The sequence below is a fragment of the Myxococcus sp. AM010 genome, assembly GCF_013372585.1.
Classification (GTDB): domain Bacteria; phylum Myxococcota; class Myxococcia; order Myxococcales; family Myxococcaceae; genus Myxococcus; species Myxococcus vastator.
Map to the genome: position 1 here is coordinate 33,862 of NZ_JABXEO010000029.1, position 25,857 is coordinate 59,718.

Below are 25,857 nucleotides of genomic sequence, written 5' to 3' on the forward strand. Positions count from 1 at the left end.
GCAGCATGGAAGAAGGATGGTATGGCGGCCGAACGACTACAGAAGTACCTGGCCCGCGCGGGAGTTGCTTCGCGCCGGCATGCAGAAGAGCTGATTACCGCGGGCCGCGTCGCGGTGAACAACAAGACGGTGACGGAGCTGGGCAGCCGGGTGGAGCCCGGCACGGACCTGGTGACGGTGGACGGGACGCTGGTCACGCCTCCGGATGAATCCTCCTACTTCCTGCTCTACAAGCCCGTGGGCGTCGTGACGACGCTGTCGGATCCGCAGGGCCGGCCCACGGTGGCCAACTACGTGGAAGAGGTGGGCAAGCGCCTGTTCCCGGTGGGACGCCTGGACTACGACGCCGAGGGCGCGCTGCTGTTCACGGATGATGGGGCGCTGGCGCACAAGCTGACGCACCCCAGCTTCCAGGTGCCGCGCATGTACCTGGCGAAGGTGAAGGGCGAGCCGGACGTGGCCACGCTGGACAAGCTGCGCGGCGGCGTGCGGCTCGAGGACGGCATGGCCACGCCTGTGTCGGTGGGTGTGTTCGAGGCCGCGGAGCGGAACACCTGGCTGAAGATTGTCGTGGCGGAAGGGCGCCCGCACCTCATCAAGCGGCTGTGCGCCGCGGTGGGGCACCCGGTGGTGCGGCTGTTCCGTCCGTCCTACGCCGGCGTGGGTGTGGAAGGTCTGCGCCCCGGCCAGCTGCGCCCGCTCAAGACGAGCGAGGTGGAGCTGCTGCACTCGGTGTCGGATGGCAAGAGCGTGCCGCCGACGGGGGAGCTGAAGCTGCCTCCGCGCCGGCATGGCCGCGCGGCTCCGGGCTTCGACTCGGACGACGAGGCGGAGCTGTCCATGGATGACGATGCGCCCGTGGCGGCCAAGCCCGCGCGCAAGGCGCCGGCCCGTGCGGCCAAGGCCGCGGCGGGCGGGGCGAGCCTGGCGCGTTTCGGACGGGCCAAGGGGGCGTCGGCCGAGGGCAAGCCCGCGCGCCGCTCCTTCGGTGGGGACGACGCCAAGCCCGCGCGCCGCTCCTTCGGTGGGGACGACGCCAAGCCCGCGCGCCGCTCCTTCGGTGGGGACGATGCCAAGCCCGCGCGTCGCTCCTTCGGTGGGGACGACGCCAAGCCCGCGCGTCGCTCCTTCGGTGGGGACGACGCCAGGCCCGCGCGTCGCTCCTTCGGCGGGGATGACACCAAGCCCGCGCGCCGGTCCTTCGGTGGTGACAAGGCAGCCGCGCCGCGTGGACGCTCCTTCGGTGGGGACGACGCCAGGCCCGCGCGTCGCTCCTTCGGTGGGGACGACGCCAGGCCCGCGCGTCGCTCCTTCGGTGGGGACGACGCCAAGCCCGCGCGTCGCTCCTTCGGCGGGGATGACGCCAAGCCCGCGCGTCGCTCCTTCGGCGGGGATGACACCAAGCCCGCGCGCCGGTCCTTCGGTGGTGACAAGGCAGCCGCGCCGCGTGGACGCTCCTTCGGTGGGGACGACGCCAAGCCCGCGCGTCGCTCCTTCGGCGGGGATGACGCCAAGCCCGCGCGCCGGTCCTTCGGTGGTGACAAGGCAGCCGCGCCGCGTGGACGCTCCTTCGGTGGGGACGACACCAAGCCCGCGCGTCGCTCCTTCGGTGGGGATGACGCCAGGCCCGCGCGTCGCTCCTTCGGTGGGGATGACGCCAGGCCCGCGCGTCGCTCCTTCGGTGGGGATGACGCCAGGCCCGCGCGTCGCTCCTTCGGTGGGGATGACGCCAAGCCCGCACGCCGTTCGTTCGGCGCTGACAAGGCAGGCCCGCCGCGTGGCCGCTCCTTCGGTGGCGACAAGGCAGGCGCGCCTCGCAGCCGTGGCCCGGGTCGATCCTTCGGTGGTGCCGAGGGCGGCGCCCCCAAGAGCCGTGGCCCGGGCCGTCCCGAGCGCCGCGACTGGAGCGCGGGCGGTGACGCCGCGCCTCGTACTCGCGCACCGCGCGCGGGTGGCGAAGGCCGTCCTGAGCGCAAGACATGGGCTGCTGGCGGTGGCGCTGGCCGGGCTCCACGGGGTGAAGGCCGTCCGTACTCGCCCCGTTCCGGAGCCGCGGGTGCTGGCCGCCCGGAGCGCCGTGAGTGGAAGCCTCGCGCTGAAGGGGCCGACGCGCCGCGTGGCCGGGGCGGCCCTCGCCGTGAGGGCTCCGAGGGCGGACGCCCCGCTCGCTCCACCTGGACGCCCACCGACGAAAGCGGGAATCCCCGTGAACGCGTCGTCCGGGCCGGGGCTCGCAAGGGTCCTCCCTCCGAGAAGTCCGGCGGATTCCAGGACTGGGGCAAGAAGAAGGAGCGGGCAAGCGCCCCCAGTTGGAGCAATGATCGTCCCCGAGGCGGCGCGGGCCGGCCGCCTCCCCGAGGCGGCACGGGCCGGCCGCCTCCCCGGGGGCCTCGCCGTCCGCGTTGATACCTGACGCGGTGGATTGGGCGGGAATCGAGGGGGATTGATATAACCGGCGCCGACTCCTACACCGTTTCCCTCACCGGAGACCGATGCGAACCGGCGCACGCCCCCTCATTCTCGCACTTGCCCTGCTCCTCGGCTGCAACGGCAGCAGGGACCAGCTTCTCGCGGACCTCCAGAGTCCTCGTCCAGAGGTCCGCGCGCTCGCGGTGAAGAAGCTGGCCGGGCAAGGCAACCCGGATGACCTGGTCCTCTTCACTCGCGCGGCGAAGGACTTCGCCGCCATCGTCCGGGCCGAAGCCGCCGTGGCGCTGGGGGAGAGCCAGGACGCCCGCGTCGTGGACCTCCTGGGCGAATTGCTCGAGGACCAAGACGAAGAGGTCCAGGGCCGCGCCGCCATGGCGCTGTCCAAGGTGAATAACGAAAAGGCCAAGGCTTACCTCACGCTCCAGTACGGGCGGCGGGGCCGGGCCACGCGGCAGGTCATCGTCCAGGCCCTGAAGAACGCCAACGTTCCGGGCGCCATGGCGGAGGTGGTCGCCGCCGAGGCCCGCACGCAGTGGGATCGCAACCAGCTCGCGTTGACCGAAGGCGCGCTGCCCGAGCGCGTGGGCGCCGCCGAGGAGCTGGGCAAGAGCGGCCGTCCCGACGCCGTCAACCGGCTGCTACCCTTGGTTCGCGACAGCCAGGTCATCCTCGCCGCCGCCGCCGTGCGTGGGCTGGGTGACGCCGGGGACAAGCGCGCGGTGGGCCCCATCACGCTGCTGCTGGAAGAGAACTTCCCCGAGCTGCGCGAGTCCGCCATCCACGCGCTGATGAAGCTCCGGGATCCGGTGGCCACGCAGCGCCTCCAGATGGTGGCGGTGGAGAAGAGCGTCGTCAGCCCGCTGGCCATCGAAGCCATCGTGTCCTTCCCCCGGACGCCGCAGACCGATGCCTCGCTGTGCGCCATCGTCATGGAGGGCGCACCGGCGGAGGCGCTCGTCGCTGGCCGGAGCATGCGCACGCGCGGGGGCTGTCCGGTGGACCCCATTGGCGAGCGGCTGGCACGGCCGGCCACGGCCGCCAGCGGCCTCCAGGCCGTCGAGGGGCTGGGACCCGCGGCGCTGCCGCTGCTCGGCAAGGTGGTGCCCTGGCTGAGCCATCCGGACGCCACGCTGCGCCTGCTCGCGGTGGAGGCCGTGGCGGAGGTGGGAGATGCCTCCGTCGTGCCCGCGTTGCAGCTGCTCTACGAGCAGGAGGCCAAGGGCCTGGAAGCGCTGCGCGCCGACTGGGTGACCCAAGCGCTCCCGGAGAAGTTTGGCGTGGGGTTCGACCCTTCGACCATGCCGCCCACCCCGTCGACGCCTGGCCTGAAGGATGACCGGCCGTCGCGGCACGCGGACCTCCTGGAGCGCGTGAAGGTACTCAATGCCGCCCGGGTGCGTGAGTCCGGACGGGACGTGGTGCGGCACCGCGTGCCCACCGAATTGTACGACGACGTGGCGCCGGAGCGGCTGGTTCCGCTGGCGACGCTGCTGCGAGCGTTGGGGACGCTGAAGGCGCCCGGAGCCTTGGAGCTGCTCACCGGTTACGCTCAGGACTCCAGCGCCGCGCTGCGCGTGGCGGCTTTGGTGGGACTGGCGCGGCTGGGCCCCGAGGGCGTCAACGTGGCCAAGGCCGGGCTCGTCGAGCCGGACCGCGACCTGCAGAAGGCCCTGGCCCAGGCGCTGGCGGAGGCCGGCGAGGCGGGGCAGGCCGCGCTCATCGAGCTGCTGCCGAAGATGGGGAGCGAGAAGCTGCTGGTGCTGGATGCGCTCACGCGTGCCGGCGGTGTGCCGGGCTCCGCTTCCGCGCAGCTCCAGGCCGTGGTGCGCGAAGGTGGACCGGAAGCGGCGCTGGCGGCGGCCCTGTTGGGACGGCTCCAGGCGAAGGACGCGGTGCCCACGCTGGTGAAGGCGCTGGACGAGCCCAACAGCGTGGCCCGCCGCGACGTGCTGCTGGCGCTGGGGAGCATTGGCGACGCGCAGGCGGCGGACGCGGTGGCCAAGGACCTGTTCCACGACCTGCCCGAGATTCGCGCCGCGGCGGCTTCGTCGCTCCGGAAGCTGGGCAGCGCCGCGCATGCGGACCAGCTGGAGGCCCTCAAGGCGGACTACTTCCGGACGGTGCGTGAGGCCGCGGGCGCCGCACCGGGGTCCGAGAGCACCGCGTCGGAGGGCGCTCGCTGATGGAGCTGCGCAAGCTCAAGGACAAGGCGTCCGAGGCTTTCACCAAGGGACGCTTTTCCAAGGCGGCGGAGCTCTACGAGGACTACTGCCGGGCCGAGCCCAAGGACCATCAGTCGCGCCTGCGCTCCGGGGATGCCTGGGTGAAGGCGGGACAGCGGGACCGGGCCATCTCGGCGTACCAATCCGCCGCGGAGGGTTTCGCGCGCGAGGGTTTCCTTCCGCGCGCCATCGCCGCGAGCAAGCTCATCCTCGAACTGGACCCCGCGCACCGCGGCGTGCAGCAGATGCTCGCGGACCTGTACGCGCGCCGGGGTACGCCCATGGGCGTCCGGGCCCGGGGCCCGATGAGCAACGCGTCGTCCGTGACGGTGAAGGCGTCCGCCGAGCCTCCTGGGACGTCGCGTCTGCCCGCGGCCGTCCGGGCGGCCGTCGCCGCCATTGATTTGGGTGAGGATGAGGCGGCCGGCGGTTCCTCGGCGGACCTGTCCGCGGAGCTGCCTCCAGCGCGGGTGCTGTCCACCGACGCGTCCTCGCGTGACACCGAGGAAGTCGTCCACTCGGTCGAGGTGGGGCTGGCTTCGGAAGAAGGGACCGCTGGCGTGGAGGTGACGTTGGACGTGGAGCCCGTCGTGGCAGGGGAGCGGGTGGACGACGCGGTGGCTCTCCCCGAACCGGAGGCTCCGCCGCTCGCGACCCGGATTCCCGCGGTTCAGCCCGGAGGCGCGCGTGCGGCGACGAGCTCCTTGCCGCCAGGACTGGCACCGCGTGCGTCGCAGCGGCTGCCCGCCGTGGGTGCGGCGCGCGCGCCCGAACCCGCGCCGGCCGCACCGCCACGCTCCGTCTCGAACAGCGGCCGCTGGCAGGCCCTGTCGTCTCCCATCACCACGCAGCCAGAGGCGCCCACCGCTTCTGACGCCGCGGCGTCCTCCTCGCCTCCAGGACTCCGGCCGCGCCGTGCCGACGCGCCGGTCCCCGCGGGCGCCACCGCGCTCCCGGGCCACGACCTGTCACCCGCGCTGGGCGCCTCCTTCCGGACGGCGACGAGCCCGTCTTCCTTCACGGAGTTGGAGCTGGAGGCGGACTCCCTGTTGCACGCGGTGGAGCTGGCCGCGCAGGCGGCTTTGAGTCGACAAGGCCTGGGGGCCACGTCCATCAGCGACGGCCTCGAGGAAGAGATCTACAGCCTGACGGAGGAGGTCCCTCCCGAAGCGACGTCCCTGGACGCGCTGCCCACGATTCCGCTCTTCTCGGACCTGCCTCGAGACGCCTTCATCGAGCTGTTCGAGCGCTGCCCGCTGCGCCGCTTCGGACCGGGCGAGCGCATCATCGACCAGGGCAGCCACGGCGACGCGTTCTACGTCATCTGCGAGGGCGCGGTGCGCGTCTTCCGGACGGAGGACGGCCAGCGCCATGACCTCGCGACGCTCGAAGGGGGCGCCTTCTTCGGGGAGATGGCCCTGCTCTCCGGCGCCGCTCGCACGGCCTCCGTGGAGTCCGCGTCCGACGACTCGCAGCTCCTGGAGATCTCCGCGGGGGTGCTCGCCGAGCTGTCGCGAAGCCACCCGCAGGTGGCCCTCGCCCTGAAGAAGTTCTGCCGCCAGCGCATGCTGACGAACGTCATGAACACGTCGAAGCTGTTCCGGCTCTTCGAGCGGAAGGACCGGCGCGACCTGGTGGAGCGCTTCCGCTCCCGTGACGTCGAACGGGACGCGGTCGTCATCCGCGACGGCGACCCGACGGACGGCCTCTACGTGGTGTTGTCCGGCGAGGTCGAGGTGCGCAAGGACGGCCACCTGCTGACGCAGCTCCGGGAAGGGGAGGTGTTCGGAGAGATTTCCCTGCTCCAGAAGACGCCCGCCACGGCGACCGTCACCGCCACCCGGCACACCACGCTGCTGCGGCTGCCGCGCGCCGACTTCGACGCGCTCATCTCCAGCCACCCGCAGATCCTGGCCCTGATCTCCGACCTGAGCGACGAACGGCTCCGTCGCACGCAGCGCGTGCTGACCGAAGCCGGCGTCGAGGAAGACCTCATCCTCGTCTGACGTCAGCGGACCTTGGCGAGGTAGTCGTCTCGCGTCACCAGGCCGCGCGTCTCCAGGAGCTCCAGCATGGCCCGCAGCGAGCGGGCCTGCTGGGCCACCATCCGCTCCAGCCCCGCCACCTGCTGCGTCAGCTCCTCCACGCGCTGGGTGAGCTCCGTCTCACGGCCGGGCTGCGCCAGGGTCGCCGAGGAGACCGCGCGCACGGCCAGGGACAGGGGCGCGCTCTCGACCGGGGGCGCCAGCTCGAAGGTGGGCTCGTCCATGCCGAAGGACAGCGGGGTCGCCGTCGTGGAGGTGACCTCCCCGTGGTAGTGGCGGCGGATGGCGCGCTCAATGGACGAGGCGCTCGCGACGACCACCTGCAGGCGCTGGCCGCAGTGGAAGGCCAGCTCCTGGAAGGCCTCCACGTTGGTGGGGTCGGCGGAGGCGACGGTGAGCGTCTTCGCGGCCGGGTCCGCGGCGATGGGGAAGACGGTGTAGCGCTCGGCGATGTCCGCCCGGAGCGCCTGCAACACCACCGCGGACGGAGTGTGCTGCTCCAAATCCACCGTGGGGATGGCGAGCTGTCGCGACAGCGCGTGGACCATGGAGCTCTCGTCCACGAACCCCATCTGCACCAGGGTGAGGCCCAGCTTTCCGCCCCATTTGCGTTGTTCGGCGAGGGCGGAGCGGAGCTGGGTCTCCGAGAGGAGCCCGGCGTCCATGAGAATCTCCCCAAGCCGGCGCTTGCGGCCAGGGAGCGAGACAGAGGGTGTGACAGGCGGCTGTTTCACGGCCGTGAAGCATAGCAGCCAGTCGGGCACGACCGGAGGCCCGCCAACACCCTGGAGGCCGGGGAGGAGCGTGAGGGCACGGAATGGGGTAGAACCGTCCCTCCATGACGCGACGGATACTGCCGTTTCTCGCACTGCTGCTGGCTTCGGGCTGTGCGTCGCAGCGCCTGGCTGGCGCGGACCTGGACCGCGTCCGGCGTCCGGCCTTCATCTCCCGCATCAAGGACGGGGCCGGCCCCAAGAGCCACGTGTTCCGCGAGGACTCGGCGTACCGGAACAAGCTCAAGAAGCTGGAGCCGGTGGAGGCGGACCGGCGGCTGACGGTGAAGCTGCTCCAGGCCGTCACGCGCTTCGAAATCTCCGAGCGCCTCCGGGTCACCACGTTGTCGCAGTTGCCGCGTGAGTTCCCGTGGACGCACGTGGTGGACCCCGCGCAGGTGGCCTCGGTGCTGGAGAGCTTCCTGGTGGAGGAGGTGCCGGCCAACGCGCCGGACTACGACCTGGTGGCGTCGCTGGGCGCGGACACCATCGTCGAGTTCGTCATCGAGGACTACGGCATGCGCAGCGACGACGGCCGCGCGGGCGCGTACCTGCGAGGCTATGGCCGCATGTTCACCCTGGACGGGCGCGCGGAGGTGTGGCACCGCTCGTTCACCATGGACCAGGTCGCCGAGGGCAAGGCGCACCTGGACCCGTTCAAGGTGGGCAAGGACCCGTCGCTCTTCCGCGAGGCGATGACGGCCATGCTGGACGACGTGGCGCGGCTGTTCGTGAAGGACCTGACGCCCACCGACCGCGGCGGCGCGCCGCCGGCCCGGGCCTCCGCGGCGGGGTCGGACGGGGCTCCCGGCAAGGCGGGGGCGCCGGCACCCGAGGCGACGAAGCCTCCGGAAGACGGGCTGGCGCCCGGCGAGCTGCCGGACCCCGACCCCTGAGTCACCCGGCCTTCTTCAGAACAGCGCGTGCTCCACCAGGAGCACCGTCAACCCCACGACGAAGCTGACGAGCGTCACCGGGAGGCCCACGCGGAGGAAGCGGAGGAAGGTCATGTTGACCTTGCCGCGCGCGGCCTCGAACACGATGAGGTTGGCCACGCTGCCCACCAGCGTGAGGTTGCCCGCCAGCGTGGAGCCGAGCGCGAGCACGTGCCAGCCCAGCTCCACGTCGTGCAGCGCGGGCACCCACGTCCGCGCCAGCATGACGAAGGGCACGTTGCTGAACAGGTTGGACGCCACCAGCGTCAGCCCCGCGAAGCCCAGCGTCTCCCGCAGGGGCGGGCCCGCCATGAGGGGCCCGAACAGGACGCGGATCTCCTCGGCCCAGCCGTGCTTGTTCACGCCGTAGACGACGACGAACAGGCTGGCGAAGAAGAGCAGCAGCACCCAGTCCACGCGCTCCAGCGCCTCGCGTGGCTCGCGCCGGGACAGGGCCATGACCAGGGCCGCTCCGGCCAGGGCGCTCCAGCTCATGGGCAGGCCGGCGAAGAAGGCCACGACGACCCCGGCCAGCACCACCAGCGTGAGCACCATGAGCCCCTGGTCCACGGGGGGCGGCGGCGGCTTGGGCTCGAAGCGCCTCGTCGGCAGGTCGTGCCGGAAGAGGTACAGGAGCCCGGCGGCGACCACCGCCGTGGAGAGCAGGGCGGGCAGGGCCATGTGCGCGGCGAAGCTGGCGTAGGACAGCCCGGACGCACCCTGGATGAGCATGTTCTGCGGGTTGCCGGTGAAGGTCGCCACCGAGCCGCTGTTGCTGCCCATGCACACCGCGAGCAGGTACGGGGCGGGCGGCAGGCGCGCGTCGTCCACGGTGGCCAGCACCAGCGGCGTGAGCATCAAACACACGGTGTCATTCACCAGGACCGCGGACATCACCGCCGAGATGAACGTCACGGCGAGCAGCAGCCGCCGGGGCGTATGGGCCTTGCGCACGGCCCACGCGCCCGCGGTGCGGAAGAATGCGGCCTGGGACATGTACGCGGCCAGCAACATCATCCCCAGCAGGAGGACGATGGTGTCCGCGTCGATGGCGTGTTGGTTCGCGTCGGCGCTGTGGTTGAAGACCTCGGCGGGCGTGACGACGCCGGTGACGACCATCAGCACGGCGCCCAGCAGCGCGCCCCCGGGGCGGTCCAGCCGCAGGTACGGAAGCCGCGCACCGGCGATGAAGACGTAGGTGAACAGGAAGATGGCGAGGGCCACGGCGCGGCACACTAGTGGAGCGCCCACGCGTCCGCCTCCGCGCGTTTTAGCTGGAGGTCAAACCAATGAGGCGCGCTCCCGCGTTGTTTGCCTCGGTATACGTCTGTACAGTGCCCGGCCCATGAAGCCAGAGAAGGAACCGGGCGCTTTCGGAGGGGCCCGTCGCACGCCGTGGAACGCGCCTCGCGGGCTGGACTCCGTGCTGGACGGGTGGCGGGCGGACCGGCAGCTCCGCTCCTGCTTCGTCCTGGATGAGGCCACCCCCGCGCGCGCCGGCGTCTTCGCGCCCATTCCGGCGGACGTGGCGCCCCAGGTGCGCGAGGCGCTGGAGAAGCGGGGCATCCAGCAGCTCTTCTCGCATCAGGCGGAGGCGTACCGGCTGGCCCGGGCGGGACAGAGCCTGGTCATCGCCACGCCCACCGCCTCCGGCAAGAGCCTCTGTTACAACCTGCCGCTGCTGGACCGCTTCGCGCGGGAGCCCCAGGCGCGCGCGCTGTACCTGTTCCCCACCAAGGCCCTGTCCAGAGACCAGGAAGAGTCCCTGCGCGCGCTGATGCGCGAGGCGGGCCTGTCCCACGGCGCCATCACCTTCGACGGTGACACACCCGGGGATGCGCGCCGGGCCGCGCGGGAGCGCAGCGGCGTGCTGCTCACCAACCCGGACATGCTGCACACGGGCATCCTCCCGCATCACGCGAGCTGGGCGCGCCTGTTCTCCAACCTGCGCTACGTCGTCATCGACGAGCTGCACACGTACCGGGGCGTCTTCGGCTCACACCTGGCCAACGTGCTGCGCAGGCTCCAGCGCGTGGCGCGCTTCCACGGCGCGGACCCGGTGTTCGTCGCGGCGTCGGCCACCATTGGCAATCCGGAGGCCCACGCGCGGCGGATGCTCGGGCGGGACGTGACGCTGGTGTCGGAGAGCGGGGCGCCTTCCGGCGAGCGGCGCGTCATGGTGTTCAACCCGCCCGTGGTGAACGCGGAGCTGGGCATCCGGGCCAGCTACCTCAAGACGGCGGTGCGGCTGACGGCGGACCTGGTGCGCGCGGGCGTGTCCACGCTGCTCTTCGGGCAGTCGCGCAACAACATCGAGGTGATGCTCAAGTACCTCCGCGACCGCTTCGTGGAAGAGAAGCTGGATCCGTCCCTCATCCAGGGCTACCGCGGCGGGTACCTGCCGGGCACGCGGCGCGCCACGGAGGCGGCGCTGCGCGCGGGCGAGGTGCGCTGCGTGGTGGCCACCAACGCGCTGGAGCTGGGCATCGACATCGGCTCGCTGGACGCGGTGGTGTGCGCGGGCTACCCGGGTTCGGTGGCGGCGCTGATGCAGCGGTTCGGCCGGGCAGGGCGGCGCGGTGAGGGGAGCCTGGCGCTGCTGGTGACGTCGAGCGCGCCGCTGGATCAGTACCTCGCCGGCGACCCGCGCTTCCTCGTGGGCTCTCCGGTGGAGCACGCGCGCATCGACCCGGACAATGTGGAGATCCTGGTCCAGCACCTCAAGTGCGCGTCCTTCGAGCTGCCGTTCGAGGAGGGGGAGCCCTTCGGGGACGTGCCGCCGGAGTCCACCACGGAGGCGCTCGGGTTCCTCGCGCAGCATGAGGTGGTGCACCCCACCGTGGGCGAGGCGGGCCGGCGCGTGTTCCATTGGTCCACGGATGCGTATCCGGCCAACCACGTGTCACTGCGCAGCGTGGGCTGGGACAACGTGGTCATCATCGAGAAGGGCACGGACCGGACGCTGGCGGAGATGGACTTCCGTTCGGCGCACACGATGCTGCACGAGCAGGCCATCTACCAACACGAGGCCGAACAGTATCAGGTCGAGCGCTTCGACTACGAGAACCACAAGGCCTTCGTGCGGAAGGTGGCGCCGGACTACTTCACCGACGCGATGACCTACGTGCGCGTGCACGTCATCCAGGAGGACCAGGCCGCGCCCATGGGCCCGGACCTTCAGGCGGGCATGGGAGAGGTGAGCGTCATCGAGAAGGTCGTGGGGTACAAGAAGATCAAGTACCACACGCATGAGAACGTCGGTTACGGCGACGTGGCGCTGCCGGAGATGCAGATGCACACCACGGCGCTGTGGCTGACGGTGCCGGAGACGGTGGTGCGTGCCATGCGGGCGCCGCGACCGGCGGTCATCGATGCGCTTCGTGGACTGACGACGGCGCTGCGCACGGTGGCGTGCGTGGGGTTGATGATTGACCCTCGGGATATCGGCAAGACGCTTGGAAGCCGGGATGACGCGGAGGGACCGCCGCGCAAGGACGGGGGCGTGGGCTTCGACCCGACAATGTTCCTGTACGACAACGTGCCCGGCGGCGTGGGGCTGGCGGCGCGGCTGTATGACCAGCGGGATGAGCTGCTGAGCCGTGCGCGCCGGCTGCTGGAGTCGTGCACGTGTGAGGATGGCTGTCCGGCGTGCATCGGCCCCGCGGCGGGTGCGATGCCGGGACAGGCGCCCGTGGACCCGCATCCACGCAAGCGACTGACGCTCGAAGTGCTGTCGGCGCTGGGCATCGCGGGGATGCAGTAACCGGGAGGCGCGGCCATGGACCTCAAGCGGAAGCTGGCGCGCCTGACGAGCGTGGGCCCCGGGGGCAAGTCACCCCCGAAGCCCCCCGTGGCGGAGCCACAGGCCGAGCCCGCCGCGCGCGCGGAGGCCAGGCCCGCGACTGGGGCGGAGCTGGGCGTGCCCGACGCGCTCGCCGCGCAACTGGCGAAGCTGGTTCAGGCCCGGCGCATGGATGAGTCGTCCATGCCCGGTGCCAAGGCGGGCGTGCCCGACGCGCCCGCCGAGCAGCCCTCACCTCCATCCGCCCCGAGAGATCCCCGCATCGACAGCCTGCGGCGGATGCTGTCGGACTGGTCGGAGCGCCAGGGCGTAGCCGCCGCGCGACGGGGCACGCCACCGCGGGCGCCGCCGGGCCCGCTGCCCGTGGAGTCCCGCGCCACGGCCCACGGCACGGTCCACGTCTCCGAGCGCATCCTCGCCCCGGAGCACCACCACGGCTCGGCGCCCCTCGCCGCGGCGCTGGACGTGGAGGGCTCCCTGGTCGCCAGCCTCGCGCTGCACGCGGACCTGGCGGGCGTGGACTTCCAGCGGATGCTCTTCCTGGACACGGAGACCACCGGGCTCGCCGGAGGGACTGGCACCGTGCCGTTCCTCGTCGGGCTGGCGTGGTTCGAGGGCCGCTCGCTCAAGGTGCACCAGCTCTTCCTGCGACGCCTGGGAGAAGAGGCCCCCATGCTGCGCTCGCTCGCCGAGCGCATGGCCGAGTCCTCCTGCCTCGTCACCTTCAACGGCAAGAGCTTCGACTGGCCGCTCCTGCGCACGCGCTTCGTCCTCAACCGCGTCCCCGCGCCAGCGGAGCTGCCCCACCTGGACCTGCTCCACTGCGCCCGCCGCGTCTTCAAGCACCGGGGCGCCGGCACGCGGCTGGTCCACCTGGAAGACCAGGTCCTCGGCTTCCGGCGCGTCGACGACGTGGACGGCTCGCTGATTCCCGACCTGTACTTCCGCTACCTGCGCGGCGGGGATGGCTCGGCGCTGACGCCCGTGCTGGAGCACAACGTCAACGACCTCCTCCTCCTGGCGGCCCTGCTGGGCGAGCTGGTCCGCCGCTTCCGGGCGGGCGGCCCAGGCGCCTCCGTGCCCCGGGACGCGGACCCTCGGGATCTGCTCGGCTTCGCGGGCGTGGCGCTCCGGGCTCGCGACTACGAGCGCGCCCAGGCCTTCGCCCGTGCCGCGGCGGCGGGGGACGCTGGCGCGGTGGGCATTGAAGCCCTGGCCCTGGCCTCGCGGCTGTCACGCAAGGCGGGTGACGCCGTGACGGCGGCGGCGCACCTGCACCAGGCCCTGAAGACGGCCCAGGGCTTCCAGGCCGCGACGCTGCACCTCCAGCTCACCAAGCTGTACGAGCACGGCCTCAAGGACCTCGCGCGGGCGCTGCACCACGCGAAGCTGGCCTCGGCGGCGGAGCTGCCCGTGGACCACCACCGCCGACTCCTTCGCCTGGAGACACGCCTGGCCCGGAGCACTCGGGCGGCCTCACTGGACCTGGGAATGGGGAGCCCTCGCTCGGGGACCTGAGCATCCAGGGCTTCCGCACCGCTGGAATCGGACAGTCGGTTGGGGCGGGACGCTCGCCCCATTGTCAGACAGGCACATCATTGAGGCACGCGTCACGGCCGTGCGCTATGAGGGCCTCATGAAAATTACCAAGGACAGCGTCGTCTCCATCGATTTCCGCCTCCATCTCGGCGACGGCAAGGCCGTGGACGAGAGCGAGCCGGGGGAGCCGCTCGTCTATCTGCAGGGGCACGAGGAGATCGTGCCGGGCCTGGAGAAGGCGCTCGAGGGCAAGGCGCGTGGCGACACCCTCCAGGTGACGGTGGGCCCCGACGAGGGCTACGGCGACTACGACGCGGAGGGCGTCGAGGAAGTTCCGAAGACGGAGTTCCCGGAGGGCCTGGAACTGGTGGCGGGCGGCGTGCTCAGCGCCACCGACCCGGACGGGGACGAGGTGGACTTCTTCATCAAGGAAGTGAAGGCCGACTCCGTGATGGTGGACTTCAACCACCCGCTGGCCGGCAAGACGCTGCACTTCGAGGTCACCGTGCGGGACGTCCGCGCCGCGACGGCCGAGGAGCTGGAGCACGGCCACGCCCACGGCCCCCACGACGAAGCGCACTGAGCCGGGCGGGCGCCTTCGCGGGCTCACCCCTGCTTCAACGCCGGGCGTCCCCAAGAAGGGGCGCCCGGCGGAAGTGTCCCGCCTAGCCGCCCAGGAAGTCGGACGTGAAGGCGAAGGCGCCCATCATGTAGGGCAGGGCGCCGCCACGGTTCGGGTGGTTCAGGTACCACGCGAAGTTCAAGAGGATCGTCGGCCGGTTGAACGACGAGCCCTCGCGCGTGTTCAACGAGTAGGCCACAATGGGGCCGATGCGCGTGTGGCTGTTGTCCACGTTCTGCGCTCCGCCCGAGCCATCCTGGTAGCGCGGCCACACACCGCTGAAGCGAGCCCCCAGCGTGAGCTGCGGCGTCGTCAGCATCATCAGGTCGGTGTCGTTGGTGAACACCCATCCCCGGCCGGGGATGAGCGTGTCCAGCAGCGCGTCGTAGAAGGACGCACCGTTGCCCTCGCGCAGCGCCACGTTCCAGTACTCGATGGACGCCTTGCTCCGCACCACGAAGGAGCCGAAGCGCGCCTGGAGCGTGGGCTCCAGCATGTAGTGGTGCCCGGAGGTGCTGTACGCGTCATCCTGCGTCAGGCCGCGCGCGTCGTCGGAGAAGTCCAGCATCGGGTTGGTGTACGACTGGAGGAACCCGAACGTGCCGAAGTACCGGACGTACTCATAGGTCGCCCGCAGGTTGAAGATGGCCAGCGGCTGAATCTCGAAGACGGGGCCAATCTTCACCGAGGCCGGGTTGGCCTTGATGGCGAACGCGCCGTTGACGAAGTTGTCGCGCGTCAACATGGACTCGCCGTCGAACATCCGCTTCTGGAGGATGATCCGGTTCTGGGTCTCCATGCCCAGCGGGTTCCAACGCAGGAAGTTGATGTTGGCGAAGTACAGGCGAGTGTCGGGCCCCAACGGCGGCAGCGTGGGGGCCGTGGGCGCGTCCGTGGGCTTGGGCGCTGTCTGCGGAGTCGAGGGCAGGGCAGCGGCTTCGGGCTCTTCGGCGGCGGCTGGCGCGGAGAATCCCAGGCAGAGTGACAGGGAGAGCACGGACAGCGGTCGACGCAGCGTCATCAAGACACCTTCTCGGGGAGTGACGTGGGGGGGCGGTGTACAGCGGGGGACGGCTCATCCGCGTAGCGCCGGCTGACATAGAAGCCGAAGGCCGCCGCGGTGAAGTACATGATGAGGCTGTAGATGGCCGGGGGAATGGCCATGGTCGAGTTCGCCAGCAGCGTAGGGCTGAGCGCGATGGCAATCGCAAGCATTCCGTTGTGAATGCCAATCTCCATTCCAATGGCAACCGCTTGCCGCCGGGGCAGGCGCAGGATGACGGGCACGAAGTAGCCCACCGCGAGGCTCACCACGTTGAAGGCCAGCGCCGCCGGGCCCACCTGGCGGAAGAAGCTGAGCGCGTTCGCGCGCTCCGTGTACACGGACGCCCCAATCACGGCGACGAGGAAGACGGTGGACAGGATGCGAATGGGCTTGTCCATGCGCTGCGCCACGGCCGCGCTGCGCGAGCGGATGAACATGCCCAGGCTCACCGGCCCCAGGACGATGAACACCACCTGGACAATCTTCGCGAACTGCATGGGGACCGCGCGGCCTTCGTCCATGAAGTGCGCCAGCGACAGGTTGATGATGAGCGGCAGCGTGACGAGCGACAGCGCGCTGTTCACCGCCGTCAGCGTGATGTTGAGCGCCACGTCACCGCGCGCCAGGTGGCTGAAGAGGTTGGCCGTCGCGCCGCCCGGAGACGCGGCCAGCAGCATCAGCCCCACCGCAAGCTCCGGCGGTAGACGGAAGGCGTGGGCAATGAGCAGGCAGGCCACCGGCAACACCAACATCTGGCAGCCAAGGCCCACCAGGATGGCGCGCGGATAGACAATGACCCGCTTGAAGTCCGCCAGCGTCAGCGTCAGGCCTAGCCCGAGCATGATGACAGCCAGCGCCAGCGGCATCAGCACCGCCGTGAATACATTCGCCTGCATTCGCCCCCCGGATGGAGTGTCCAGCGTTGAGCATCAGCGTCGCGCAGGAGGGCATGGCGCTTCAAGATCCTCCGCTCTCAAAGGTCGCGAAAAGCGGAGGCAACCCATGACGCCGTATGTCATTGATGCACCGCGGCCAGGGCCTCGTTACCCGAGACACCGACCCCCGGGTCGATTAGGACAGGGGCCATGAGCCGAGTCCTGGACGAGCTGTTGTCGCTCCTCAAGCTGGAGAAAATCGAGGAAAACCTGTTTCGTGGCCGGAGCCAGGACCTGGGGTTCCGCCAGCTCTTCGGCGGCCAGGTGCTGGGCCAGGCGCTGTCCGCGGGCAGCCAGACGGTGCCCGCCGACCGCCATGTCCACTCCCTGCACGGCTACTTCCTGCGCCCGGGCGACGCGACGCTTCCGGTCGTCTACACGGTGGACCGGGTGCGGGACGGCGGCAGCATCACTACGCGCCGCGTCGTGGCCGTGCAGAAGGGCGAGCCCATCCTGACGATGATCGCCTCCTTCCACGGGGACGAAGAGGGCTTTGCCCACCATGCGCCCATGCCGGAGGTGCCGGGCCCGGAGGAGCTGGCCACGGAGCAGGAGCTGCTGAGCCGCCTGTCCGCCCGCATCCCGGAGGCCCTGAGGGAGAAGTTCCTGGGGGAGCGGCCGATTGAGATCCGGCCCGTGGCGCCGGTGGATCCGTTCAATCCGGAGGCGAAGGCGCCCATCAAGCACGTGTGGTTCCGCGCCAACGGCGACCTGCCGGAGGATCCGCAGGTGCACCGGTATGTGCTGGCCTACGCGTCCGACTTCAACCTCATCAGCACCGCGCTCCTGCCCCACGCGGCCAGCTTCTTCCAGCCCCGCATCCTGGGCGCCAGCCTGGATCACGCCCTGTGGTTCCACGGTGACCTGAAGGTGAGCGACTGGCTGCTGTACTCCATGGACAGTCCGTGGGCGGGCAACGCGCGCGGCCTGTCGCGCGGCAGCGTCTACACGCGTGACGGCCGGCTGGTGGCCTCGGTGGCCCAGGAAGGGCTGCTGCGCATCCGCAAGCCCAAGGCCTGAGCAGCGAGGACGACACCCCACACCCGGGTGGGGGGGCCAGCCCCTTGTCGTGCCCTCGGGAATCCACGAAGGTTGCAATTCCCCGGAACTCCTGACGACACGGTGTCGTGGCACCCTCGTTGCTCAGCAAGCCCGTGGCTCAGACAACAAGGATCCCCCGTGCCGAAATCGAAACCCTGGGAGCTGTCGCGACGCAGTCTGCTGCGGGGGGCCACGGGAGCGGCGCTCGCCTTGCCCTGGCTGGAGGCCATGGCGCCCTCCCTGGCACGGGCGCACGCGTCCGGTGCGAAGCCGCCGCTGCGCTTCGTGGGCATGTTCCACTCCGCGGGCGTCGTCCCGGACCAATGGTTTCCGACCACTGAAGGCGCGAGCTACGCGCTGCCGCCCACGCTGTCCCCGCTGGCGCCGGTGAAGGATGACGTCCTGGTGCTGAGCGGCCTGCGGCTGGGCGCGTGGGACTACTACGAGCGCACGCACGAGGGCGGCTTCTGGATGATGCTCACCGCGTCCGAGCGCATCGTCGCGGGCAACACGGACTCCGTCGACCAGGTCATCGCGCGCGCCACGTCGGCGCAGGTGCGCGTGCCGGCGCTCACGCTCAGCGTGGAGAACAACGGCTACGACGACCCGGGGTACCGTGACGCGAACGGGGATGGCTTCATCGACCCGAAGCCGTCGTCGTATGACGACACGCAGGACCATTGCAGCGGCGAGGACCACTGCATGGCGACGTTCTCCCGCGGCCAGCGGCTGCCCAACGTCTACAGCCCTCGCGTCATCTTTGACCGGCTCTTCGGGGCGCTCCAGGCCGAAGGCCCCACGGACGCGGAGCGGCGCCTCTGGATGTACCGGCGCAGCGTGCTCGACCGGATGACGGGCCAAGCGAAGGCGCTTCAGGCCAGGCTGGGTCAGGCGGACAAGCTCCGACTGGACGAGTACCTCACGGGCATCCGCGAAGTCGAAGTCGCCATCCAGAAGGCGGAGCAGGGCGCCCCGGGGGCGCGGCTGGTGGGCATCCCCATGGATGGCACGGCCTACGCCAACCTGATGTGCGACCTCATCGTGAAGTCCTTCGAGTGTGACGCCACCCGCGTCGCCACGCTGATGCTCGGCATGTGTGTCAGCCCGATGATGTTCACCGTCAACGGCCGGGCCTTCTCCCACCACGGCGATGCCTCCCACCACGGCAATGACCCGGTGAAGCTGGCGGCGAAGGTGGAGATCGACCGGTGGCAGGTGGGCCGCTTCGCGCACCTGGTGCAGCGGCTGAAGGCGGTGCCGGAGGGGGAGGGCACGCTGCTCGACAACGTGGCGGTCTTCTACTCGAGCGACATCTCGCACAGCGACTGGCACAACCACTACGACATGCCGGTGCTGCTCGCGGGGCGCGCGGGCGGTGCCATCCGGCCGGGCCGGCACATGCGGGCGCAGGGCAAGCGGTGTGGGGACGTGCTGCTCTCCATCCTCCAGGCCTTCGAGATTCCACGAGGCACCTTCGGCCCCCTGGCACAGGGACCGCTGGCCGGACTGGCGTGAGGGGCGCTGCCCGGTGCCGGCCGCGGAGTAGAACGACGCACGGGCCGTGAATACGGCGCCCGGACGGACGTCGGGAGCAGGCGGGCATCCTCCGCTTGCTCCCGAAAGGTCTTTCGATGCGTACCCGTCTCTGGCCCGCCGTCCTCGCCGTGCTCTCCCTGGGTACCGGCGCCTGTGTCATGGCGCCCCTTCAGAAGGGGTACACCGAGTGCGGAGAGTTCATGGGTGACGACCCCTGCCAGCCGGGGCAGTACTGCGCGGACGCCACGTTCAGCGAGTGTGTGCCCGGCTGTACGAGCGACGTGAACTGCGCCCGCAACCAGGAGTGTGTGAAGGACTCCGGAGAGCAGGTGGGGACCTGCCTCAACATCTGCACGTCGTGCGCATACGATTGAGCCCGCGGGCAGGGCGCCCGCGGCTCGGGAGGTGACGACGATGCGCGCGGTGGTGTTCCAGCACGAGGAGCACGAAGGGCCCGGCCTGCTGGGGCCGGTGTTGCAGGAGGCGGGCTTCACGCTGGTGAACCGCTTCCGCGCCTTGCGCCGGGAGGACGTGGACGCGGAGCTGCTGGTCGTCATGGGCGGCCGTATGGCCGTCTACGAATCCGAGCAGCACCCCTTCTTGCGGCAGGAGCCTGACCGCGAGCGAGCTGGGGCGGTGGATTGACCTGGAGGCGGACAGCCTCCAGCGGCGCGGGAAGAACCTCCAGGAGCTGAAGGCGCAGTTGCCCAAGCTGAAGGCCGCGGAGGCCGACAACACGGAGGTCCTGCACCGTCTGGCGCACCACTTCGCGCGGGTGGCGGCGGGCCGCTGAAGCGTCAGGCGCGGCGGGCTTCGTGAGGGGAGGCGCTCCGGGCATCATGCAGGGCATGGACCTGGAGAACCCCGTTGTGAAGCTGTGCGCTCAGGGCATGCAGGAGGAAGCCGCCCGCCGTCCGGAGGAGGCACGGGCATGCTTCCAGCGGGCGTGGGATGTGGCCACTGACGACTACGAGACCTGCCCGAGGGGCCCTACCGGAACGTCGTGGAGCAGGGCCTGGGCGCGGCCATCGCCCGCGTGACGGGCTAACGGAGCTTCTTGGGGCGGCGGGCCGCGCTCGAGGACGGTGACTCCAACTGGGAGGAGATGTCCGCGTCGCTGCCTTCACCCCCTGGGACACCATCCGCGCCATACGACAGGATGACAGGGCGGCCGCCCTCATTCGTGTACACGTAGTCGCGGTTCCACGGGTCGCTGGGCAGGCGCTCCAACGAGCGCGCCTGAAGGAGCTCATCCAGGCCAGCCTGTGTCTCTGGGAAGCTGCCTGTCTTCATGTAGTGGAGCTTGAGCCCCGTCTCCAACGCCTTGATGTCCAGGGCGGCGGTCTTCTGCTTGGCCTCCTCCAGGTTCGACATCACGGAGACGCCCACCGCCGCGGCGATGAGGCCGAGGATGGTGATGACGACCATGATTTCAATCAGCGTGAATCCGCGAACGTGACGCCGCCGCGCGTGCCGCTTCTGCTGGGTTGGATTCATCTTTGGGTTCTGACCTCGTGTGACGTTGTGTCCGGCGCGCGCGGGCCCGACGTGTCGCCATGTCGTCTGGAGCTGGGGCGTTGCACATGCCTCGGGCTGCGTGCGCCTGGCGCAGGGCTTCGATTCCAGGCGCGGACGTTTGCCAGTGCAGTCGCCGTGCCTGACTGGAGTGCCAGTGCCGCGTGAGCGACTGTCGCTTCCCAACGGCTGAGTGCCACCTCTGCGCGGGTAGATGCGGGTGCGCGTGACTCTCACCCTCCCGCATCGGCGCGGATGAACCGCGCCAGGTACGGAGGCCGTCATGAAGCCCCATCTTCCACTGCTCATTCTCCTGGGCACCGCGGGTTGTGGCACCGAAGTCGACGAGGCCGACTTCACGAATCACGGGTCCGCCCTGAGTCAGGAGTGGGAGCTGTGTGGGAAGACGGCCGTTCGATTGGCGGACATTCACCCCGGCGCAGAGGGGTCAGCGCCGGAGGACCTGGTGCACGGCGACCGAGCCCTCTACTTCACCGCGGATGACGGGACTCACGGACGTGAGCTGTGGCGAAGCAGCGGAACGGGTGGAAGCGGCACGTCCTTGGTGAAGGACATTCACCCAGGGCTCGTGGGGTCGGAGATCTCGAATCTGACGCGGGTGGGGAACCGGCTGTTCTTCGCAGCCGATGACGGCGTCCACGGCTACGAGCTCTGGGTGACCGACGGGACGTCAGCCGGTACGTACCTGGTGAAGGACATCTACCCGGGGACGGAGGATGGGCTCTTCCGTCCGAACCTCCTCATCAGGAGGAACGAGCCCCTGCTGGTTGAGTTCGAGGGGGTCCTGTACTTCGGCGCGAACGACGGCGTGCATGGACGCGAGCTGTGGCGCAGTGACGGAACGGACGCGGGGACCTATCTCGTCGAGGACATCGAGGCGGGCCCCGATAGCTCATCCCCGCGAAGCTTTGTTCGCGTGGGCAACGAGGCCTTCTACTTCGTCGCGGCCCAGCGGGGCCCCCGGCGCGATGAGATTCATCTCTGGCGTAGCACCGGAGCGCCAGGTGTCATTCCCGTCCTCACGCGGGTGGGGGACAACGTCATCTTCGATCTCCTGGCAGTGAAGTCGCGCCTCTACTTCCTCGTGGACAACGACGAGGGCGAGGCCAGCTTGTGGAAGACGGATGGGGCCGCCTCCAACACGCGCCAGCTGCGGTACTTCTTCGGAGAGTATCCACACGACCTGGTCGCACTGGGCAAGCGCGTCGTCTTCAGCGCCGGAGCCGGAGAGCCAGAGGGCGAGGAGCTCTGGAGCAGCAACGGCTCGACGTCAGGCACGAAGCGGGCGAAGGACATCTGGTCTGGGCCCACGGGCTCCTCGCCCAGCGCCCTGGCGGTTCTAGGCTCGCGAGTCTTCTTCGCCGCGAATGATGGGGCGGGGAAGGGGCGTGAGCTCTGGGTGAGCAACGGCAGCGGTTCGGGGACCGCGCTCTTCAAGGACCTGTCGCCCGGTGGCGGCTCATCGGATCCCGAAGCGCTGACCGCCATCGAAGGCACGTTGTTCTTCTCCGCGAGCGATGGGGTGCATGGGCACGAGCCCTGGGTGAGCGATGGCACCCGTTCGGGCACGAAGGCGCTGCGGGGTCTGGCACATGGGAGTGCGTCTTCGTCGCCGCGCGACTTCGTGCGCTCGGGCTGGGACGTGTTCTTCTCGGCGGATGACGGAGAGACCGGACGCGAGCTGTGGGCCTTGCCGTTCCGTCCGAAGGGGGAGTGCGATCCGCACCACGCCCACTGATAGCGGCGTGCGGATGAAGCGAGCAGCCGGTGGCTGTTGGGCGTAGTCGCCGCTTGTGGCGCGCTGCGCCTTGCTGGAGCGCTCGAAGGAGTCGGCGCCCAGGTCCTTGTAGGGAAGGTCCTGGCGCGGCAGGTGGTGGGCGGCCGTGAGCATGGATTCGGGGGCGCACCAGGCTCCGGGCCCAACTGTTCGACGGGCTCACCGGCACCCATGACGCGCCAACCTCTGTGCCTACGCCACGAGCAGGCTACGGCGTTTCATTCCTGTGGGTCGGGCGCGCAGCCCGGTGGATCGCTGTTCGGAAATGTCGGGACTTTTGTGGCGTCAAAACCCCCGACATTTCCGAACAGCGAGCTACGGGAGTGACTCCGGTCCCCCCGCCGCGAGGGGCCCCCTGAGATGGCCGCGTGGTCCGAGTCATCGGAACGCATCGACGATGAACGCGGCTGCGACAGAGCCGTCGAGGATCGCGGTTCCGGGCTTGGACTCGGGCAGCTTCCTCATCTGGTCATAGCCGAGCCGGGCCACCGCGCAGATGGGAACTTTTTCTCCGTTCGGCGACTGCGCCTCGTAGTACCGGATGACGACCTGGGGGCCGGTCGTCCAGACCTGCCCGTACAGGCGGCTCGTCGCACCAAACGGGCCGAACTCCTCCCTCGCGACACTCTCAATGGGGCCGTCATACAGCGTGACACGTCGGCTCTCGGTCTGGTTCGCGTCGAGATCCACCAACACGCTGTCCCCAACGCGCAGCCCCATGTAGCGAATCGCCTTCTTTGATTCTTCCGGGCACTCCTGCGGACCTGGACTGCCGTCGGGGCGCAACGCGCACCGTCTCTCCCGGGACAATCGTGGCGCGGACCATGCGAAGCGCGAAGGGACGATTGGTCCTGACTTTGGCAACATGCGCGGATGGATAAACAGTCTTCGCTCATGAGCGCGTTTGAGCTCATCGACTCTCGTGAGGTGACATGCCACGACGACTCGATGGGCGATTTCCCCGTTCGAGTAGGGACGCCGCGCGCGCATGCAGTCCAGGGGGAGCGTCTCATCGCCGTTTGCGGACAACCAACGGATCGCCTTTTGCCCACCTTCTGGTGCTGGGAAGCGCTCCATCCCGACCACTTCCTCCGCTGTCAGGCGTGCATGGAGCTCCATCCGCTTACATCCCGCATTTGATTTCAAGGGGTTGGCCCGCCTCGAAGTGTGGAGGTCGAAGGATCAGACCCTCGTGCGTTAATAGGTTGGCAGTTGAAACCTGCCCTGGGGACGGGTCGCGACGAGGGGGAACATGGCGCCGACGTACGACGCGCTGGTCATTGGCACCGGCTTTGGGGGAGCGGTGGCGGCGTGCCGGCTGGCGCAGGCCGGCCTGACGGTGCGCGTGCTGGAGCGGGGCCTGCGCTACCCGAAGGGGAGCTTTCCCCGCGACTGGAGCAACCCGCTCAACGGCTGGCTCTGGCAGTACAATCAGGGCCTCTTCGACGTGAAGCTGCTGCCGGGGATGAGCATCGTCCAGGCCGCGGGCTACGGCGGCGGCTCGCTCATCTACGCCAACGTCCACCTGCGCCCGCCCGCGGAGACCTTCGACACCGACTGGCCGGAGGGCTACAGCCGCGCCGCGTTGGACCCGTACTACGACCTGGTCGCGTACATGCTGGACCTCCAGCCCATCACCGCGTCCGCGCGTGGCCTGCCCACCAAGGCGAAGCGGATGCGGGACGTCGCGCGCAAGCTCGGCCGCGAGCAGCAGTTCTTCTACCCAGACCTCGCCGTGCGCTTCGCCCCCGCTGGGGAGCCGCTGCCCAACAAGTTCGGCGTCGCCCAGGAGGGCTGCAACTACTGCGGCGAGTGTGACATCGGCTGCAACGTCCGCGCGAAGAACACGCTGGACCTCAACTACCTGGCCGTCGCCGAACAGCAGGGCGCGGAGATGACCACCCAGGCGGAGGCCACGCGCATCGAGCCGCTGTCTCCGGCGAGCTATCGCGTCACCTATACGGACCACGCCGCGGGCGGCGCCGAGCGCACCGTGGAGGCCCGCCGCGTGTTCCTGTGCGCCGGCACGGTGAACACCACGGAGCTGCTGCTGCGCTGCCGCGACCAGTGGGGCACGCTCCCGCGCCTCAGCGACCGGCTGGGGTGCCGCTATTCGGCCAACGGCGACTTCCTGGCCTTCGCCTTCGAGACGCGCGAGGTGTGGGACCCCTCCGAAGGACCCACCATCACCACCAGCCTGGTGGTGGACCAGGGGCAGGGCGCGGACAAGACGTGGTTCCTCTTCCAGGAGGGCGGGCACCCCGGGCAGGCGGCGGGGCTGCTTCAAGTCATCGACATGGGCCGGGACCTCCGTGTCCCCGCGGACCTGCTCCAGAAGGAGCTGGTCCGCGCCCTGCGCCGGCGCGCCCGCCCTGAAACCGTCATGGGCAAGGAGCGCGAGCGCTTCCAGGCCGTGTTCCTGGCCATGGGGAGGGACCGCTCCAACGGGCGGCTCGCGCTGCGGCCACTGACTCGGGACATGGAGGTGCGCTGGGACGTGCCCTCCAACCTGCCGCTGTACCGGACGCAGGAGCAGCTCTGCCAGGACATCGCTCGGGCGCTCGGGGCGCGCGCCGTCTTCAACCCCCTGTGGGATCGGCTGCACATCCCCGTGTCCGTCCACAACCTGGGCGGCTGCACCATGGCGGAGGAGCCCGCCTACGGCGTCCTGACCCCGGACGGTGAGGTGCACGGCCACCCCGGCCTGTACGTGCTGGATGGCGCCGCGCTGCCGGCGAGCACCGGGGTGAATCCGTCGTCCACCATCGCCGCGGTGGCGGAGCGCAACGTCGAGGCCGCCATCCGCCAGGTGCTGGGGAACCCCACCTGGACCGCCCCCGAGCGCGCCGGGACGGCTTCGGGCAAGGCGGCTGCGGAGCCCTTCCGCGCGTCAATGCGGATGAGCGCGAGCGTGGCACCCACGCCGGTGGTTCCAAGGGAGGACCCGATGCGGAGCGTGGTGATTCCCGAGGGAGGAACGGTGTTGTCGCCAACGCCCGTGGTGGGGCTGCGCTTCACCGAACGGATGCGCGGCTTCATCAACCCCGGCCACCTGCCGGACACGGACTACGCGGGCGCCGAGGAGGAAGGCAAGTCAGAGGGCAGGGTGGCCGAGTTCGTCCTCACCATCACCTTGCCCAACCTCGACCGCTTCCTCGCGGAGAAGGCCCACTCGGGCATCGCGCAGGGCACCGTCCACGTCCACGGCCTCACGCCACCTGGCGGCGCGAAGGTGGACCACGGCGTCTTCAACCTCTTCGTGGACACGGACAGCTACTTCGAGCGGCGGATGCTCTACCTGCTGCCCTTCACCGGCACGGACGGCCAGCCGTACCTGCTGGACGGCTACAAGCACGTCCGGGACGACGACGGCTTCGACATGTGGTCGGACACGTCCACGCTCTACACCGTCATCCGCCGGGGCAGCGACCAGCACGCGCCCGCGGTGGCCAGCGGCATCATCCGCCTGGGCATGCCGGACTTCCTGCAGCAGCTCACGACCTTCGCCGTGCTGGGGACGACGTCACCGCTGGCGAAGACCCAGGCCCTGAAGCGTTTTGGAAGCATGTTCATGGGCAACCTCTGGGACGTCTTCGCGCGAACCAAGCTGGAATAGGAG

At 70.0% G+C, this 25,857-nt stretch carries 19 protein-coding genes; 13 read left to right on the forward strand and 6 right to left on the reverse strand.

Annotated elements, in window-relative coordinates; translation table 11 throughout:
* The first annotated feature begins 21 nt into the window (after nt 1–21).
* The 3 genes from HV826_RS15760 to HV826_RS15770 all read left to right on the forward strand — a co-directional run bounded on the left by HV826_RS15760 (nt 22) and on the right by HV826_RS15770 (nt 6,658).
* A complete protein-coding gene (locus HV826_RS15760) occupies nt 22–2,406 on the forward strand; it encodes a pseudouridine synthase (protein ID WP_176417846.1) in 2,385 nt (794 codons plus the stop codon).
* 86 nt (nt 2,407–2,492) lie between these two features.
* Entirely contained in the window at nt 2,493–4,613 is a 2,121-nt protein-coding gene (locus tag HV826_RS15765) for a HEAT repeat domain-containing protein (RefSeq protein ID WP_176417847.1), read from the forward strand.
* Nucleotides 4,613–6,658 (forward strand): cyclic nucleotide-binding domain-containing protein, encoded by a 2,046-nt coding sequence (locus HV826_RS15770; RefSeq protein ID WP_176417848.1) that lies wholly within the window; start codon nt 4,613–4,615, stop codon nt 6,656–6,658. Before HV826_RS15765 ends, HV826_RS15770 begins: the two co-directional genes overlap by 1 nt.
* Nucleotides 6,659–6,660: 2 nt before the next feature.
* Here HV826_RS15770 and HV826_RS15775 read toward each other — a convergent pair whose 3' ends face one another.
* Complete coding sequence (locus HV826_RS15775; RefSeq protein WP_176417849.1) at nt 6,661–7,362, reverse strand: general secretion pathway protein GspE; 702 nt, start codon at nt 7,360–7,362, stop codon at nt 6,661–6,663.
* A gap of 173 nt (nt 7,363–7,535) precedes the next feature.
* On the opposite strand from HV826_RS15775, the gene HV826_RS15780 reads away from it, so the two are divergent.
* Complete coding sequence (locus HV826_RS15780) at nt 7,536–8,366, forward strand: hypothetical protein (RefSeq protein ID WP_176417850.1); 831 nt, start codon at nt 7,536–7,538, stop codon at nt 8,364–8,366.
* Between the two features lie 15 nt (nt 8,367–8,381).
* Here the strand turns inward: HV826_RS15780 and HV826_RS15785 are convergent, their stop codons facing one another.
* Entirely contained in the window at nt 8,382–9,629 is a 1,248-nt protein-coding gene (locus tag HV826_RS15785) for an SLC13 family permease (protein WP_176417875.1), read from the reverse strand.
* Between the two features lie 121 nt (nt 9,630–9,750).
* Between HV826_RS15785 and HV826_RS15790 the strand changes: the two genes are divergently transcribed.
* The 3 genes from HV826_RS15790 to HV826_RS15800 all read left to right on the forward strand — a co-directional run bounded on the left by HV826_RS15790 (nt 9,751) and on the right by HV826_RS15800 (nt 14,329).
* Complete coding sequence (locus HV826_RS15790; protein WP_255217250.1) at nt 9,751–12,168, forward strand: DEAD/DEAH box helicase; 2,418 nt, start codon at nt 9,751–9,753, stop codon at nt 12,166–12,168.
* Between the two features lie 15 nt (nt 12,169–12,183).
* On the forward strand, nt 12,184–13,725 hold the full coding sequence (locus tag HV826_RS15795) for a ribonuclease H-like domain-containing protein (protein WP_176417851.1): 1,542 nt from the start codon (nt 12,184–12,186) through the stop codon (nt 13,723–13,725).
* 118 nt (nt 13,726–13,843) lie between these two features.
* Nucleotides 13,844–14,329 (forward strand): peptidylprolyl isomerase, encoded by a 486-nt coding sequence (locus tag HV826_RS15800; RefSeq protein ID WP_176417852.1) that lies wholly within the window; start codon nt 13,844–13,846, stop codon nt 14,327–14,329.
* An 82-nt stretch (nt 14,330–14,411) separates the two neighbouring features.
* Here the strand turns inward: HV826_RS15800 and HV826_RS15805 are convergent, their stop codons facing one another.
* Together HV826_RS15805 and HV826_RS15810 are read right to left on the reverse strand one after the other, a co-directional pair.
* Entirely contained in the window at nt 14,412–15,389 is a 978-nt protein-coding gene (locus HV826_RS15805; RefSeq protein WP_176417853.1) for a hypothetical protein, read from the reverse strand.
* Nucleotides 15,389–16,309 carry a bile acid:sodium symporter family protein gene (locus tag HV826_RS15810; RefSeq protein ID WP_176417854.1) on the reverse strand — a complete coding sequence of 307 codons (921 nt, stop codon included), beginning with the start codon at nt 16,307–16,309 and terminating at the stop codon, nt 15,389–15,391. Before HV826_RS15810 ends, HV826_RS15805 begins: the two co-directional genes overlap by 1 nt.
* A 189-nt stretch (nt 16,310–16,498) precedes the next feature.
* On the opposite strand from HV826_RS15810, the gene tesB reads away from it, so the two are divergent.
* From tesB to HV826_RS37230, 4 genes are all read left to right on the forward strand, one after another.
* Nucleotides 16,499–17,368, forward strand: coding sequence for an acyl-CoA thioesterase II (gene tesB / locus HV826_RS15815; protein WP_176417855.1), 870 nt, complete (start codon nt 16,499–16,501; stop codon nt 17,366–17,368).
* A 159-nt stretch (nt 17,369–17,527) separates the two neighbouring features.
* Complete coding sequence (locus tag HV826_RS15820) at nt 17,528–18,904, forward strand: DUF1552 domain-containing protein (protein WP_368670934.1); 1,377 nt, start codon at nt 17,528–17,530, stop codon at nt 18,902–18,904.
* 116 nt (nt 18,905–19,020) lie between these two features.
* Nucleotides 19,021–19,299, forward strand: a complete 279-nt coding sequence (locus tag HV826_RS15825) for a hypothetical protein (protein WP_255208014.1) — start codon at nt 19,021–19,023, stop codon at nt 19,297–19,299.
* 40 nt (nt 19,300–19,339) lie between these two features.
* Complete coding sequence (locus tag HV826_RS37230; protein ID WP_255217251.1) at nt 19,340–19,570, forward strand: hypothetical protein; 231 nt, start codon at nt 19,340–19,342, stop codon at nt 19,568–19,570.
* A 399-nt stretch (nt 19,571–19,969) separates the two neighbouring features.
* Here HV826_RS37230 and gspG read toward each other — a convergent pair whose 3' ends face one another.
* Nucleotides 19,970–20,422 (reverse strand): type II secretion system major pseudopilin GspG, encoded by a 453-nt coding sequence (gspG, locus tag HV826_RS15835; protein ID WP_176417856.1) that lies wholly within the window; start codon nt 20,420–20,422, stop codon nt 19,970–19,972.
* A gap of 301 nt (nt 20,423–20,723) precedes the next feature.
* On the opposite strand from gspG, the gene HV826_RS15840 reads away from it, so the two are divergent.
* On the forward strand, nt 20,724–22,199 hold the full coding sequence (locus HV826_RS15840; RefSeq protein WP_176417857.1) for an ELWxxDGT repeat protein: 1,476 nt from the start codon (nt 20,724–20,726) through the stop codon (nt 22,197–22,199).
* Nucleotides 22,200–22,616: 417 nt separating this feature from the next.
* On the opposite strand, the gene HV826_RS15845 is transcribed toward HV826_RS15840, so the two are convergent.
* Complete coding sequence (locus HV826_RS15845) at nt 22,617–22,958, reverse strand: hypothetical protein (RefSeq protein ID WP_176417858.1); 342 nt, start codon at nt 22,956–22,958, stop codon at nt 22,617–22,619.
* 532 nt (nt 22,959–23,490) lie between these two features.
* Here HV826_RS15845 and HV826_RS15850 point away from each other — a divergent pair.
* Nucleotides 23,491–25,854: a GMC oxidoreductase gene (locus HV826_RS15850; protein ID WP_176417859.1), complete on the forward strand. Its 2,364-nt coding sequence runs from the start codon at nt 23,491–23,493 to the stop codon at nt 25,852–25,854.
* Nucleotides 25,855–25,857: the final 3 nt, after the last annotated feature.